The sequence below is a fragment of the Halomicrococcus pelagicus genome (genome assembly GCF_050954125.1).
In genome coordinates, this window is sequence record NZ_JBPBWC010000021.1 from 42,494 (window position 1) to 57,827 (window position 15,334).

General features: G+C 53.6%; 15 protein-coding genes and 1 pseudogene. 9 read left to right on the forward strand and 7 right to left on the reverse strand.

Annotated features, from left to right (window positions below; genetic code table 11):
- Positions 1 to 509 precede the first annotated feature (509 nt).
- Both ACRYA2_RS23185 and ACRYA2_RS23190 read left to right on the forward strand, forming a co-directional pair.
- Positions 510 to 1,271, forward strand: coding sequence for an IclR family transcriptional regulator (locus tag ACRYA2_RS23185; RefSeq protein WP_433633600.1), 762 nt, complete (start codon positions 510 to 512; stop codon positions 1,269 to 1,271).
- A gap of 393 nt (positions 1,272 to 1,664) precedes the next feature.
- Positions 1,665 to 2,384: pseudogene (locus tag ACRYA2_RS23190) on the forward strand (archaea-specific SMC-related protein); the annotation flags it as partial.
- A gap of 546 nt (positions 2,385 to 2,930) precedes the next feature.
- Here ACRYA2_RS23190 and ACRYA2_RS23195 read toward each other — a convergent pair.
- Positions 2,931 to 3,410: an IclR family transcriptional regulator gene (locus ACRYA2_RS23195; protein WP_433633602.1), complete on the reverse strand. Its 480-nt coding sequence runs from the start codon at positions 3,408 to 3,410 to the stop codon at positions 2,931 to 2,933.
- Positions 3,368 to 4,048: an IS6 family transposase gene (locus ACRYA2_RS23200; RefSeq protein WP_433633528.1), complete on the reverse strand. Its 681-nt coding sequence runs from the start codon at positions 4,046 to 4,048 to the stop codon at positions 3,368 to 3,370. The genes ACRYA2_RS23195 and ACRYA2_RS23200 overlap by 43 nt, the downstream gene beginning before the upstream one ends.
- An 823-nt stretch (positions 4,049 to 4,871) precedes the next feature.
- Here ACRYA2_RS23200 and ACRYA2_RS23205 point away from each other — a divergent pair.
- Both ACRYA2_RS23205 and ACRYA2_RS23210 read left to right on the forward strand, forming a co-directional pair.
- The gene (locus ACRYA2_RS23205; protein WP_433633530.1) at positions 4,872 to 5,753 is read left to right on the forward strand and encodes an FRG domain-containing protein; all 882 of its coding nucleotides are present in this window, start codon (positions 4,872 to 4,874) and stop codon (positions 5,751 to 5,753) included.
- Positions 5,754 to 6,339: 586 nt separating this feature from the next.
- Positions 6,340 to 6,801, forward strand: coding sequence for an SHOCT domain-containing protein (locus ACRYA2_RS23210; RefSeq protein WP_433633532.1), 462 nt, complete (start codon positions 6,340 to 6,342; stop codon positions 6,799 to 6,801).
- A 174-nt stretch (positions 6,802 to 6,975) separates the two neighbouring features.
- Here the strand turns inward: ACRYA2_RS23210 and ACRYA2_RS23215 are convergent, their stop codons facing one another.
- The 3 genes from ACRYA2_RS23215 to ACRYA2_RS23225 form a co-directional block, all read right to left on the reverse strand.
- Positions 6,976 to 7,320: an SHOCT domain-containing protein gene (locus tag ACRYA2_RS23215; RefSeq protein ID WP_433633534.1), complete on the reverse strand. Its 345-nt coding sequence runs from the start codon at positions 7,318 to 7,320 to the stop codon at positions 6,976 to 6,978.
- Positions 7,321 to 7,383: 63 nt separating this feature from the next.
- On the reverse strand, positions 7,384 to 7,776 hold the full coding sequence (locus ACRYA2_RS23220; RefSeq protein WP_433633535.1) for a hypothetical protein: 393 nt from the start codon (positions 7,774 to 7,776) through the stop codon (positions 7,384 to 7,386).
- Between the two features lie 309 nt (positions 7,777 to 8,085).
- A complete protein-coding gene (locus ACRYA2_RS23225) occupies positions 8,086 to 8,739 on the reverse strand; it encodes a helix-turn-helix transcriptional regulator (protein ID WP_433633537.1) in 654 nt (217 codons plus the stop codon).
- A 264-nt stretch (positions 8,740 to 9,003) separates the two neighbouring features.
- Here ACRYA2_RS23225 and ACRYA2_RS23230 point away from each other — a divergent pair, with 264 nt between their 5' ends.
- Positions 9,004 to 11,265, forward strand: a complete 2,262-nt coding sequence (locus ACRYA2_RS23230; protein ID WP_433633539.1) for a copper-translocating P-type ATPase — start codon at positions 9,004 to 9,006, stop codon at positions 11,263 to 11,265.
- Between the two features lie 168 nt (positions 11,266 to 11,433).
- Here the strand turns inward: ACRYA2_RS23230 and ACRYA2_RS23235 are convergent, their stop codons facing one another.
- Entirely contained in the window at positions 11,434 to 11,814 is a 381-nt protein-coding gene (locus ACRYA2_RS23235) for an SHOCT domain-containing protein (RefSeq protein WP_433633541.1), read from the reverse strand.
- Positions 11,815 to 12,003: 189 nt separating this feature from the next.
- On the opposite strand from ACRYA2_RS23235, the gene ACRYA2_RS23240 reads away from it, so the two are divergent.
- The gene (locus ACRYA2_RS23240) at positions 12,004 to 12,405 is read left to right on the forward strand and encodes a DUF302 domain-containing protein (protein ID WP_433633543.1); all 402 of its coding nucleotides are present in this window, start codon (positions 12,004 to 12,006) and stop codon (positions 12,403 to 12,405) included.
- Between the two features lie 246 nt (positions 12,406 to 12,651).
- Here ACRYA2_RS23240 and ACRYA2_RS23245 read toward each other — a convergent pair whose 3' ends face one another.
- Positions 12,652 to 12,849, reverse strand: coding sequence for a heavy-metal-associated domain-containing protein (locus tag ACRYA2_RS23245; protein ID WP_433633545.1), 198 nt, complete (start codon positions 12,847 to 12,849; stop codon positions 12,652 to 12,654).
- A 154-nt stretch (positions 12,850 to 13,003) separates the two neighbouring features.
- Here ACRYA2_RS23245 and ACRYA2_RS23250 point away from each other — a divergent pair, with 154 nt between their 5' ends.
- The 3 genes from ACRYA2_RS23250 to ACRYA2_RS23260 all read left to right on the forward strand — a co-directional run bounded on the left by ACRYA2_RS23250 (position 13,004) and on the right by ACRYA2_RS23260 (position 15,245).
- Complete coding sequence (locus ACRYA2_RS23250; RefSeq protein WP_433633547.1) at positions 13,004 to 13,366, forward strand: ArsR/SmtB family transcription factor; 363 nt, start codon at positions 13,004 to 13,006, stop codon at positions 13,364 to 13,366.
- A complete protein-coding gene (locus ACRYA2_RS23255) occupies positions 13,363 to 13,638 on the forward strand; it encodes a DUF7521 family protein (RefSeq protein WP_433633549.1) in 276 nt (91 codons plus the stop codon). Before ACRYA2_RS23250 ends, ACRYA2_RS23255 begins: the two co-directional genes overlap by 4 nt.
- Positions 13,639 to 13,745: 107 nt before the next feature.
- A complete protein-coding gene (locus ACRYA2_RS23260; protein WP_433633551.1) occupies positions 13,746 to 15,245 on the forward strand; it encodes a multicopper oxidase family protein in 1,500 nt (499 codons plus the stop codon).
- Positions 15,246 to 15,334: the final 89 nt, after the last annotated feature.

Genomic DNA, 15,334 nt, shown 5'->3' on the forward strand with positions numbered 1-15,334 from the left:
ATTCGAAAGAATGGAAATAGACGGGTACTTAATTGGCGTACCTAAAATACGAACGTCTGACGACCGCTTCGCCACCTTTTCAACTTGGAACCAGTAAATTCAGCGTTCCATTCAATGGAACATTCGACCGACTTCCATTCACAACTTCCTCAGAATTGAACAATCTTAGATTGGCACTACAAAGGGAACTAGTTGAAAGATTGTATTTCCGAAACATCTTCAGAGTATTCATCACAGAAGACTTGAGAACGTGCCATAGAGGGTGGCATTAATAATCGATTCTATTGACGAATGAATGGAGATGAACGAACTACTGAGAGAGATTGGTCGGCAAGTCGCAATCAAATCGAACGAAGCAAAGTTCACCGCGTTCCACACAGTAGAACCGATTGTGAACGGAGAGCAGGTGGTTCCAAGTAGATAACACCATTTCTGTACATTATTATACCTATATGTTGGAATTCGATTGTGCGGAACATTCTTGAGGTTGGAACAGAAATTGCGTGATAATGTCTCACCCACCTAATTCGGTTGTCACGGTCGAAAAAACGCTGTCGATAATTGAGTACCTCCGGAAAGCCGACACGGCATCCATCTCCGAAGTCGCCTCAGAACTCGATCTCGCCAAGAGCACCGTCCATCGACACCTCTCGACGCTTAAACGCTCCGAGTACGTCATCAAGAAACCTGAAGGGTACGCGTTGAGCCTCAAGTTCCTCGATTTAGGGGAGTTCACGCGGACGCGGGATACCGTGTATCAGCTTGCAGAGGAAACAGTCGTCGAGCTCGCAACGGAAACGGACGAACGAGCGCAGTTTCTCGTCGAAGAACACGGTCAAGCAGTATACGTCTACCGAGCAAATGGAAGTCACGCCGTAACCGCTGACACGCACATCGGTAAACGCATTCCGATTCACGCCAGCGCCGCCGGCCTTGCTATACTCTCGGAACTACCGACGGATCGAATCGAGACCATCATCGATCAGCATGGTCTCGAATCCCTAACGAACGAGACGATAACGGAACCCGACGAACTCTACAGTGAACTCGAAGAGATCCGCGAGCGGGGGTTTAGTATCAACGACCAGGGATACATCGAAGGACTTCGGGCTATTGGCGCGCCGGTTTTGGACAAAAACGGAACGGTCATTGGCGGACTTAGCATCTCCGGCCCCATCAACCGATTCCGAGGTGAGTGGTTCGAGGAGGAACTACCGTCGCTATTACTTGGCGCGACAAATGAACTTGAACTCAACATCGCTTTTCGATAGAGGTAGCCAAAATCGGCATACGTCATTGGAGTTCTCAGTACTTAATGTTTTTATCTTTGACAATCGAAAATCTTCTGGGGGTGTGGCTAATCCACTTTCTAACAATATATGCCAAATGTTGATTTTACTTAATTATATTTACTTATTTGACGACTATACGTCACCCACTGAGTATGAACCACCATAGTATTACAATACTAGTATTGTAAGATATGTCACCGGCTATGGCGCTTTTATACCAGGGATAACCGTTACATATGAAGCTAATGCAGAAAGATATGGCTCAAATTACCCTACGCGTCAAAAATATTGGTAGCATAGGCAAGATGGAGGTTTCTTTCCCCTGGTGTGACCGCTCTTACCAGTCGCAACTCGACAAATTGAACGTCTTTCCTCCAGGCGACGCGCGACGAACTGACCGACGAAATTGAAACGCTCGAAGATGAGGTTGAACCACTTGAACAGGGCGATTATAGTGATATTCTCGACCTCCACAAGGAAGCTAACCAGCTGGAAGTCAAGATCGGCCGTATTAAAGACGATCTTGAGGTTGTGGAAGACGAAATTAGCGAGGTCGAAGAGGAGCTGACAACCTGGGATGATCTCGAAGAGCAGCGCGAGAACGTGCAGGAGTCTCTGACTGAGCTCTGAACGCGCGTTGACCAGATCGAGGCCCAAGCTGTCGAGGAGTTCAACGAGCATATGGAGACAGTCCTCGATATACTGGACTATGAGAATCTCGATCGCATCTGGATCGAGCACACCGAACAAGAGGTCCGAGAAGGGCGGCGGAAGGTCTCGAAGACCGTGTTGACGATGCATGTCGTGAGAAGTACGGAGTCAGGAACGACGTATGAAGACACGATTAATCATCTCAGTGAGTCTGAACGTGAGGTGACGGGACTCGTATTTACGCTTGCGGGGTATCTCGTCCACGGTGTGTACGAAGAGGTTCCATTTATTCTGCTGGACTCGTTGGAGGCGATCGACTCCGACCGCATCGCTGCGCTCGTGGATTATTTCAGTGAGTACGCCGACTATCTCGTCACGGCATTGCTCCCGGAGGACGCCGCTGCCCTCGATGATGGCTATGAGCGTGTGACTGAAGTCTAAGTGCGGACTCTAACTTTCGGTTCTTCTTGTATCGTGGATTTCATCTAGTTCATTTCCGACCGTGAAGTACACATTTGTGGTCTTGAACGTCAAGAACGTTGTCGCCATTAATATCAAGTGCGGCAATCCGGTGATAGTCCTTGGCCAAGGCACGCATCAAAACCTAGACTCTGAAACTGTGACTCTCGATTAACCGAAATTGAATTACCCGGAAGAGGTGCTAAGCTCTTTCCCCAAGGAACGATATAATGAGTCAGGGGAATACAGCAGCCCACTGTGGGATGATGGTTCTGCTCCGAGGTTTTCAGCCGGACCGTTGCCCTCAGTGACCTATGAACTCTTAGCTGCATCACTAATTGAATGAGGTGAACCCACGTTACAGTTCCAGGATTGTAATCGAATTCACCCGCTCTATTCATATTTATACTATAAAACGAGGCGTGTTCTCCGGTTCCTCCGCCGACGCTTTGAGGTGAATACGATGAGATATGACCTTAAGACGATTTACTCGGTCTCTGTGGGTTCAGGAAATCCGTTGGTCTCCTCTCATCCGTACATTTCGTCGAATTGTGTCTTGATTCGGTCCTCAAAGATTGAAACCTGCTGTTTGAGTGTCTCGACTGCTGACTGTTCCATGTCCTCGGTGTATAGGTACGTCGGCGCGCTAAGATTCAATGATCCACAGATGTCCCCTATCGGTGTTTTCACTGTCTTCTCAATTGCCCATAACCCTTTGATGGCTTCCTCGTCATTTGTGGCGTATCCGCACTCACGGATATCTTCTAGCTCTTCGTATAGTTCTTCACTCGTGATCGTGTCCTCCGTCTTCTTCGGTAATCCTACTTGTTGAACGATCTTTCGCACCCGCTCTTCTGAGTACTCTGCTAGCATTGCTTTCCCCGCAGCAGTGCTGTGTACGTGGAAAAACCGACCGTCTGTGAGGAAGTGAGAGCTATCCGAAAAATTGAGTTCGTTGGCACTGTCTAGTTTAGCTCCTCCTCGGCAGGTGTTCGATCGTCGAGCGATTGGTGCGGTCGCTGATGGTTATAGTAATGTACAAATTGTTCAAGCCACCGTTGGACGCTGGGCTGACTGCCAACCCACGACGTATGAAAGCGGTCAATACGCTGTTTAAGCGTGTGAAACCATTTTTCAATCAGGTTTCGCTCCGTATAGTTAAGCTGACCGCTCAACCCAATTCGATAGACGGCAGTCCGATAGCCATAGCCATCGACGAGAAACTCAGCGTCCGAGAGATCGTGTTTCTCGGCCAACTGGCCGAGAAACACAGCCGCTTGATCAGTGCCATGCTGCTCAAATACGGTAACATCAAGCAGCAACTTTGTGTCGGTGTCGATTGCAGCATACACCCACAACCACTCGCCGTTCACTTTGACAGCAGTTTCGTCGACCGCGACCCGCGTCGGTGAAGCCGACGGCGGGTCGGAAACGCTGTCAGCAACGCGATGTACCCAGTGAAAAATCGCTTGGTGTGACCGTTCTATACCGAAGAGTGCAAGTATTTCTCTTGTCTCTCTGAGTGAACAACCGGCGGCGTGGAGGCGGACGGTGAACGCCCTGACGGGCGTCGCCGTCCGCTCGTTCTCCCAAGATTCTTCTAAATCCGCGTCTAAGCTCTCGCTGAGGAGTTCTTCGAGCGTCATGGACACTCGCAACAAGAACTCCTCACCTTCTCAAACTGGCTCAACTAGACAGTGCCCGGCGTCCGATTGCTCTAATGTGTAGACAGTATTTGGGGATGATAAGTCTGCCGCATAAAGGTGGAGACAGAGCTGCATCAGTGACTTCGACGTCGTCTCTCGTTGTATAAACTCTAAATCGACCAGCCCTCACATTCGGTGAGGCGGTTGAATTCGAAGATCAAGCATCACAAAGTCTCATCGCTTCATCTTTATCTGAATACTGCCGCTCTCACAGGACTTGATTCCAAGATCCAGCTTAACTTGCCTCGAGGCAATTTGTTATCGCAGCATATGATTTATAGACCCTAGAAATGCTGTTTTCAGAGGTAAGAGCCGATATGGCGGGTGGTTACATTGGAAGTGGTGGTGTCTGGTGTACTGCCGATTAGATCATTAAACGGAAGTGGAAACAGCCGGGTTGCCGCCCTCCGGAAAGCACGAAACCCACATCCGCCAGCGAGTGGTAGGCCTCCCCGGGAAACCTACGGTTCACAAGAGGTGTGCTAATCGAATGTACTTGTCTAGCACCGAAGGAGGTCCATCTTCAAGCAACAAGATAGATGCTTACGATCTCCCTATCGATTCGTCGAGTTTGAGCACGTCTATCGCGTCTTTTTCTCCTCTCACTGCGATTTTAGCAGTTTCACTGCGATAGTCATCCGAATCACTATCAGTGGATTTTTAGAATCTTTTCTTGCTTCATCTATGGATACAATTGAATTACATTCATTTGCCGTCAGAGACCGAACCCAGTTTATATATGAACTGATGGGTACCCCCATGTATGACTGGTGCGGAAGATAACGAGTTCATTGCCGACGATTGGGCGACACTTCAACAACTTCTGTATCGAGATTCTTGGAACGAAGAGATTGGCCGTCACCGATCACCGTACGTATTCAGGGGCTTGACCAGCACTGACTACAATCTTAAGACGTCGCTCCAGCAGTTTGTCGGTGATTCAGAGGAATGGGACCTCGAGATTCATCTCCTCCGAAATTTCCGCCACTATGCGCTGCAGGAAATCGACCAGCCTGAGTCACCATTCCACCTCATGGCACTCGCTCAACATCATGGGTTACCGACGCGGCTTCTCGATTGGACGTACTCTCCCACAGTTGCCACATATTTCGCGACCCGTGGCTCGTCTGACGAAGATGGTGTCGTGTGGGCAGTTGATTATAAAGCGGCCCACCAGCTACTCCCTGATCACTTCCAAGAGTTTCTCGATAAATTAGGAACGGACGTCTTCAATGCGAAGATGCTCGATGATCTCATGCGACTGGTGATCTCGCAGTCCGAGCAAGAAAGCGGTCGGATATCCGACCGCCAGACCCTTCCGATGCTTGATGTCAGAGACATCATTGAAGAATTCTCGAAACAGCGTGGCGAAGATTACGTTGTTTTCTTCCAGCCCCCGTCGATCGATCAGCGCATCGTCAATCAAGCGGCACTCTTCTCGAGTACGGCTAATCCCCGGACATCCATAGACGAATGGCTCAAACGCCATCCGGACCTCTACTGGAAAATTATAATTCCTTCCGAGCGTAAACGAGAATTCCGAGACAAGTTGGATCAGGCAAACATCAATCATCGAACGCTATTCCCTGGTCTCGATGGAATCGCGACATGGTTGAAGGAGTATTATAGACCAGCCGAACGATAGCAATTGGGACGAGGGTGTCAGCTACCCACGACTGAAGTCGTGGGCTTGTCAGTGGAACTCCCGAGTTTCGCGCTCCCGCTCCGAAAGCCCCCCGCCCCTTTCCTTTCTAAGAAGGGGCTTTCTCAGGGAACTTCCGAATCGGGAGTCGGAGGGACTCGTTCACCGTCCCCTGACTCTGGGGCTGGCTGACGGACAACCCGTCTCACCGACCGCTTCTGGGCCTGTGAGACCGATTAACCGTACCACCCGGAGTCCAATCACGCTTCCGCGCTTCCTCCCACGAGTGAACTCGGTGGCTTCCGCGCTGTACCGCGGTGAACACGCCCCGGGGGGTCAAGCCCCGTGGCACTCGGCCCGCTCCGCCGGCAGAACCTATCAGAGCAGGCGTTTCCGGTCGAAGAAAGTACTCCCGCCGTTTCATAGGAGTTTTGACCGTAATAGACGACTTCGATTACCAGGAAGAGACAAGATTCTGCTTGTGATACACAATATTGGTTTAACCTCCATTTAGTGAATTGCATCGTAACAGTATGTCATCAGCATTTGAGTCGCATCTCTTTTGAATCCCCGAACCCAATAGTAATGTGTGAAGAATACAATACCAAGCATTATAGATAGCCCTTCTGCCATCATAGGGGCAGTGGTACTCGGCGGCGGCGTTGTCGCGCTAGCAAGCGGTGCCAACATATCCTGGCTCCTTGTTGTGTCTCTTGTCATAGCTAGCGCGACCTTGCTCTCGCTGAGTAGAAGATCCAACGGTGAGAATACCGGCTCGCACTGGAGAGACAATGAAGCGAGCACCAAGGAAGACGCTTTGGACGTTCTCAAACAGCAATATGCAACCGGGGAGATCGACGACGAAGAATTTGAACGTCGAGTAGAGACGTTACTCAAGAACGAGACGGTTGCCGACGCCGAAACTCGGTTAGACGTAGATCACGACGCTACGACTGAGGCAAGAAGCGGAAAGCGCAATAGCAACCAGCAGAACGCACCCCGGCGACACAAGCCCCACCATCACGGCAAACACAGACACAGACGACATTAACTCTACTCCGTTAATAATAACAATATAATTATATAATTTATATTTTTACCGGTAAAATTATGTATACGGTGTATTAACTATAGGTTTATTTCTAGACAAAACAGCGGTGTCAGGGCGGCCCTCCGTGACGACCGTTAGTGTCGATACACTTTGACTGGTCTGGGTCTATTCTCCCTATTCGAGTTGCTTTTGTCGACGTTTGTACTCATTGTCTGAGATCTCTCCTCGAGCGTAGCGGTCGCGAAGGACTGACCGGGATCGGCTCTCACTCTTTTTCGATCCGCGTGTCGCGAACGCATAGACGAGGAGGACCGGAATGGCGAACAGAAGCGCCATCCAGAGGAGTCCCCAGAACCCCATCAGCCCTCCAAATGGACTCCAGCCGCCACCGCCCATCATTCCACTGGTGTAGCTTCCTCCGCCGTGGGCAGTAGCTGTCCCGCTTGCAGTCACCAGCAGGGTGATGGCGAACGTTGTAAGACGACGAGTCGTACGTCCGAAGGTGTCTGTCTGTATCATGATTGGATTGTGTTCTGTGGACGTCTGTTTTTCAATTCGATAGATCGGAGTGGTCAGGAGGAGTTACTGACCGTGTTCCTGACCGTACGGTCCGAGCCCGCCGTGGTTACCGTTGGCCCTCTTATGACTGCCGTGGGAACTACCAGCCATCCCGTGACTGCTGCGGTCATCATCGGCTGTCCGGTGATCGCCGCGATTGTCCTCAGTGGTCTCTGAGGGCATTTCGTCGATGGTCACACCCATGTGCGATTCCATCCATTCAACGGTGTCTGGACCCATGTGGCTGGTTATTTGCATTTCCATCCAGTTCATCCAGTCGGCCTCGGTTCTGTCTTGCGCGGATGTATTTTGAGCAGGCGCTTCGTCACCATGTGCGCTGACGGCAGGGACGGCAATCGCGATTCCGACGACCGCGAGCGCCACGAGCAGCCAGCGTCCAGTCTTGAGGTCAGGCATTGTCTTTCGCCTCAGTTACTCCTACAGCGGCTCAGGGGTTAGCGATGTGGGCGTGAACACACATAGGAGAACGCTCGAGAGCGTGTATAGAGCAACCTAATCGTTTTGCTGGACTACTACCGTTCATCTCTGCTGAATTTTGCCATCCTCGAGACGCGGCTTTTCTAGAATTCGTATTGGATGATATAAATTTGGGATATTGAATTAGCATACGACAAAACTTCTCCTATCCGATGTGATTCTATCGAGGAATAAGTCGGAATATAAAGTTCCAATCTTGAGAGATATCTAAGGGGTAAGCAGATGATGCTAATCGTGAGTTTGGTGCAGTTCGTCGCTTGGATAGATTCGATACGTCCGTCCCTGCCGCTCGCGATACAATAGACCACGCTTCTCGAGCGCACTTACAGTTTGGCTTACCTTGCTCTTCGAAAAATCGGAGCGGTCCCGTAGCTCGATTTGGGTGACACCAGGAGAGGTAAGCACCGGTTTGAGGATACGGCGCTCGTCCTCCGGTAAGAGATCGAGAATACGTGCCTTGGGTTGTTCCTCCGGATCAATCGACTTGGTCGTCTGAACATCTGAGCAGGCCGATTCGTTCGGTCGCTCCTCAGAATCAGCCGACTCGTTTCGTTGCGATTTGACATCTGCCAGTTCCGCCGCTTCCGTATTCAGCGAATGACGGCTCTCATTCACCGGCCGGTCATTTACGTCAGTAGTGGGGAGAGTATCACGGACGGTGAGATAGAGCCCCACGACGATGGCTGAAATAAGGAATGTCCCGAGAATGTACCAGAGCGAACTCGTGCCGGGGCTGGTCCCCATCGATGTTCCCATCATCGATCCCATCATCTGGTTGTGGAGGCGGTTCTGTTGGTATGCCTGCCAACTAAGGGTACCTCCGATAAGTAGGATAGCTGTCGTTAGCAGTCCAACTATGCCGTCGGCTCGACGCCGGTTCATATGGTCCACCTCCAATTTAGGTTTCGTTTGTTCATATGCAGTTATTTGTTCGCAGCCTTTGTACCCGTTTTGATTATCTGGGACAAGACTATCTCGCGTCGTCAGGACACCTTCGTCACAGCTGGACGGACCCGTCGAACCTTACGCGGCAGCGTAATAGACTATAGGAATGTGCGCTATAGAATGGTCTCGGTGGTTAGCGATTCAGAAAAGAGCCACACACCTTTCACCTGTCGGGACATACGTTGTTGACGAGGATGACGTATGGACGACCCCAAAGACACGCCCGGCGACGAAGACCAGTCTGCCCATCACTCCAATCACGGCAATCATAACGGCGCTGAGGACGATTACGAGGCATCTTCTGCCGGACAGGAAGACCCTCCCGTTGAGCAATCGATACTCGAGGAAGAAGCTGAAGACGCCAACGAAGCCGAACAGAAGGTCGACAAGCAGCACGACCACGGCGGTGGAAGCGATGACCACGACGGTCACGGCGAAGGGGATGGCATGCACGAAGGCCACGAGCAGATGTTCCGCCGACGCTTTTTCGTCTCGACGCTGCTCTCCATACCGGTGCTCCTCTACAGCGAGACGCTCCGGGAGTGGCTCGGGTTCTCGGTTCCGGCGTTTCCCGGGAGCGAATGGATCAACCCGGTCTTCGCGGTGATCGTTTTCGCGTACGGTGGAGTACCGTTCTTAGAGATGGCCGTCCCGGAACTCGAGGGTCGAGCACCAGGTATGATGACGCTCATCTCGATGGCGATCACTGTTGCGTTCGTCTATAGCCTCGCGAGCGTCGTCGTTCCGACGGCGTCGACGTTCTTCTGGGAGTTAGTGACGCTCATCGATATCATGTTACTCGGCCACTGGATCGAGATGCGGAGCGTCCGCCGAGCGTCGAGCGCCCTCGACGAACTGGCGAGACTCCTCCCCGACACCGCCGAGCGTATCACCGACGAAGGAGACACTGAGGAGGTTCCGGTGAGCGAACTGGAGGAGGGTGATCTCGTACTCGTCCGTCCGGGAGCGAGCGTGCCCGCTGACGGCGTCGTCAAGGAGGGTGACTCCGACGTGAACGAGTCGATGATCACCGGCGAGTCCAGACCAGTGTCGAAGGACCTTGGTGACGAGGTGATCGGCGGAACGATTAATGGTGACGGAAGCCTCCGAGTCCAGATCAGTGCGACAGGTGATGAAACGACACTGGCAGGCATCATGCGTCTCGTCGAGGAGGCCCAACAGAGCAAATCCCGAACACAGATGCTCGCCGACAGGGCAGCAGGGTGGTTGTTCTATATTGCCCTTGCTGTGGCGATTGTGACCGCTATTGCGTGGACTATCGCCGTCTCGTTCAATGCCACAGTCATTGAACGAGTTGTAACTGTGTTGGTAATCGCTTGTCCACACGCACTCGGACTCGCTATTCCACTCGTCGTCGCCATCAATACTTCGCTTGCCGCACAGAACGGGATGCTGATTCGCGATCGAATCGCCATGGAACAGGCCCGGGAACTCGACACGATCATCTTCGACAAGACAGGGACTCTCACAAAAGGTGAACAAGGCATCGTCGACGTGGCGACCGTCAAGGATGTCGACGAAGACGAGGCACTGGCACTCGCCGCAGCTGTCGAGAGTGATTCAGAACACATGATCGCGCAGGCAGTTCGTGAAGCCGCAACCGAGCAGAATATAGAGACTCCAACTGCCACGGACTTCGAGGCACTCAAGGGCCGTGGGGTTCGTGCAATCGTCGACGGTGAGACGATTCACGTCGGCGGCCCGAATCTTCTGTCGGCTCTCGACGCCGACGTCCCATCTGAACTGACGGCGTTCGCAGAACAGGCCGGTGAAAACGCCCAAACAGTCGTCTACCTCGTCCGAGACGGAGAACTCGTCGCAGCGTTCGCCCTCGCGGACGTCATCCGTGAACAGAGCTACCAAGTCGTCGATGCGCTTCACGAACTCGGTATCGAGGTGGCGATGCTGACCGGGGACAGCAAGGACGTTGCCGATGCCGTCGCCGCTGACCTCGGTATCGATACCGTCTTCGCCGAAGTGCTCCCCGAAGACAAGGATAAGAAGGTGACTGAACTCCAGGAACAGGGCAAACTCGTAGCAATGGTTGGTGATGGCGTCAACGATGCACCTGCGCTGACGCGTGCAGACATCGGAATTGCGATCGGAAGCGGGACGGACGTTGCCGTGCAGTCGGCGGACATCATCCTCGTCCAAAACAACCCGATGGACGTTATTCGTCTTGTCAAACTGAGCAAAGCAAGCTACCGGAAAATGCAAGAGAACCTCGTGTGGGCTGCCGGTTACAACGTATTCGCACTGCCGCTCGCAGCAGGTATCCTCGCCCCGATTGGTATCCTTCTCTCGCCTGCGGTCGGCGCCTTGCTCATGTCGCTCAGTACGGTGATCGTCGCGATCAATGCACAGTTCCTCCGCCGAACTGATCTTGATTTCCCGAGTTTACCGGGTGTTTCTGCGCCTCGTGAAGCGCAACCGGCAGACTAGACGCCGTATCGCTGTTTTCACATCTGATTCAAAAGTTCACATTCGCTCATTCGTGCAAGATTGGGGACGGATCCGACTCACTCTATAAAGAGGCTCATATAGTAGCTACTGTTAGGATTCGATTGGTTCGAAATATACGTGAAAAGCGAGTTTTTGCAGTGAGGTGTCTTAGTTACGATCAGCGTTGTTACGACGGGCAAGTTTTGCCCGGTGCGTCTCGAACTCTTCGTCGTTGATTTCGCCGCGGGCGTACCGTTCTCGGAGCGCCGCCACTGCAGTATCAGTCCCTTGCTGAGGCTCTCGACGGCTCGTCAGGAAGTAGACGAGCGCGATCGGGAGTGCAACGAGGAGAAGCATCCAGAGGACGCCCCAGAGGCCCATCCATCCGAACCCGGTCATCCAGCCATCTCCCCACATGTTGCCGCCACCCCACATGTGGCCGCCACTGACCGGGTCGGCGAGGGCTGTCCCAGTCGTGGTTGCGACGGACGTCGTAGCGGTAGTGATGAGTACTACGATTCTGGTTCGGAGTTGCTGGAGTAGAGTCATGTGGAGTTCACCCTTCTATCTACTACTACGACGAGTAGTATATTATATCGAATTGCTCGTTCTCATCGAGCGAGAATGGTATTTCGACTCACTTCGTCTATAATCCCATCGTCGATAACGGAGGGAGAACGACGGCTGTGATTGTGCCTTAAACACTATACCAATGGCGGACGAATTGAGAGAGTGGCTATGGAGTACACGATGACTCGCCGCGTTGACGGACCGTTCCAGGACGTCGTCGATTCCGTCGTTGAGGCACTAGAAGAAGAGGGGTTCGGCGTCCTAAGTGACATCAATCTACAGGCGAAACTGGAGGAGAAACTCGATCTCGAAGGCTATCCGGAGTATCGCATCCTCGGCGCGTGCAATCCACCGCTGGCAGAGCAGGGGTTGGACGCCGAACGCGACCTCGGTGCGCTTCTGCCGTGTAACGTCGTCGTCTACGAGGCCGACGACGGCGACGTGGTCATCAGCGCGGTCGAACCGCAGACGTTGCTCAGCGTCGTCGACAATCCGAATCTGGATGACATCGCCGGAGACGTTCACGATCGCTTCGACCGCGTGCTTGACGACGTCGCCGCCGAGTACTGACGTAAGCCTTTCCTACCGCTCACTCCTTCTCCGAAGTCTAAGAGTGGCCGACGAATGTCTGGGCCTCGTCCTCGTCGATCCGTCTCCGACGAACCGACTACCAGTGAGATACCGACGTGCACAGAACGGCGAAAACGGCGAAGAAACGCCGTCTGACCGCGGTTCTGTACCCACGTATCCGTGTGCGAGTGTGGCCGTATCCTTCTACCGCTGCGAAAAAATGTCGCTGCCAAGCACGCTCGACGACTACCGCTTGACGGTGTACCCGGCGTCTTCGATTATCTGTGCGACGGCGTCGTCGTCCGGATTCCCTTCGACCGTGACGCGGTTGGACTCGTTGTCGGCACTGGCGCTTTCGACGTTCGCCATCTCTTCAAGTGCTGATTCGACCGTCTGCTCGCAGCCGCCACAACTCATTCCTTCGACGGTTAGTTCACTCGTCATACGGTAGGTATTAGGGACAATCACTTTTTGCCGTTTCGCCTTTGATTATGTGGGCTATGAGCAAATGAATTCCAGATTCCGAAAGCGACCCTCCGGTTCTTCAGCCGTCGAGAAAACCCATAACATTTTATTTAGGCCACAATCAGTCTTCACCGTGTGTGAGGATAGCCGTCCACTCGAACTCCTCGCCCTTTTAGGAGATGAACACGTGCAAATTGTGCTTTCTGCCGCGAGCGAACGACCACGGTCTGCAGACGAACTGAGTGATGCCTGTGGAGTCTCATTACCGACCGTCTATCGACGGATCGAAGCTATGGTAACGCACGACCTTCTCACCGAACGGAACGAGATCGACTCTGATGGCAACCACTATAAGACGTACGAGGCGGCGCTCGAACGCGCTACCGTTCGTTTAGATGATGGTGAATTTGTCGTCGATGTCGATACTGTTGAACAAGATGACGCACCGGATCGATTCATGCAGATGTGGAGCGATATTCGGGAGGACGATTCGTGATACATATCGGACTCGTCATCGCTAAGATCGTCGTCGTAGTAATTGGTTTGCTTATTGCACGCCAGAGTTACCGCGCCTATCTTCGCTACGAGAACCGTCCAATGTTGTACCTCGCGATTGGCTTCGCGATTATCAGTGTCGGCGCGGTTATCGAGGCCGTCCTCTACGAAGTCATGAATCTCTCTATTTTCTACGCTGGGATGATACAGACTACTATCGTTGCCATCGGAATGGTGGCCATCCTCTATTCACTGTACGGTCGACAGCCATAACCATCCCACTCTCACAATGCTTGTCGTAGTGTTTATGACGGCTCAAATTGAAGTGTACAATATACCCATTACTGTACTTTATAAGTATCCAGCTCATACGACGACCAATGACCGATCGGCATATCTCACGACGTGCTCTCCTCCATAGTCTCGGAACTGTCGGAATCGGGAGTCTCGCCGGCTGTGCCTCCAACTCCAGCTCACAACCAGACAGCAACGAAAACTCAGCTGCCTCACGAACAACTGTTTCAGGGCAGGCAAACACACGAAAGACGCTGACAGCGACTTCCGGGAAGGTGTCGCCAGCCGATACGTCGGCGCGAAACTGGCTGTACGATGGTGCGTTTCCCGGTGAGGAACTTCGCGTCGGCGAAGGCGACGTCGTCCGCGTCGACCTACAGAACCGCCTCTCGGCGGGGACGACGATACACTGGCACGGCCTCCCCGTCGTGAATCAGATGGACGGCGTTCCGGGGGTGACTCAGAAGCCAGTCCAGCCCGACGAGACGTTCACGTACAAGTTCCGGGCCGAACCGCCGGGGACGTACTTCTATCACAGCCACGTCGGTCTCCAACTCGACCGTGGACTGTACGCACCGCTCATAATAGAGGAAGAATCGCCGCACGTCGAGTACGACCGCGAGTACACGCTCCTGTTCGACGACTATCTGACCCAACCGCCCGAACCGCTCGGCGATTCGTCGAACGGTGGTGGCGGCGGTGGTATGGGAGGCATGGGCGGCGGTGGTGGAATGGGCGGTGGTGGTATGGGCGGCGGGGGACCCGGTGGCGGAGGACGTGGCGGTGGGATGGGCAACGGCGGAATGATGGGCGACCGACGCCCACCGTATGCAGGCCTGCTCGTGAACGGTCGTCTTCCGACGGACCCGGCCACGTTCGACGTGAAGCAGGGTGAGCGCGTCCGCCTGCGCTTTATCAACGCGAGCAGCGCGACGGCGTTCCGGGTCGGCGTCGCCGGACACGAACTGACGATTTCACACGCTGACGGGCGTCCGGTCGACCCCGTGACCGTCGACTCGTTCGTCTTTGGCGCCGGCGAGCGGTACGACGCCGTCGTGGAAGTGACTAACTCGGGTGCGTGGGAGATTCGAGGGCAGGCGCTCGATGCGAACGAACGCCCGGCCCGTGCCGTGCTTCAGTCCGGTGACGCGTCGGCGTCGCCGACGCAGCTCGACTCGTGGGGTCGAACGCTCGAATACAGCGATTTGCACGCAAAGCGGATTCCGGAAAAACTTCGTGGGAGTCCGGACCGAACGTTCGACTTGACGCTGTCGCCTGCGATGGGTGGATCGTACGGCTGGCTCATCGACGGACAGGCGTATCCGGACGCCGATCCGCTGCAGATTCGTGAGGGTGAGCACGTGCGTGTCCGGATGACGAACCGGAGTCCGGTGCTCCACCCGATGCACCTGCACGGGCACTTCTTCCGGGTCGGTGACGCGATGAAGGACACGGTCGTCGTACCGGGTCACATGGGGACGGTGACGTTCGACTTCCTGGCGGACAACCCCGGCGACTGGCTGTTCCACTGCCACAACCTCTACCACCTGGAGTCGGGCATGGCGCGCGTCGTCGAGTACGTCTGACATCACCATCTCGGGGAGGATGATTCGAGCAGGTGGTTTCTCGATGGTGGCTGCTGTTGCAGACCATTCTGTGAACTAGTCGATGCGAT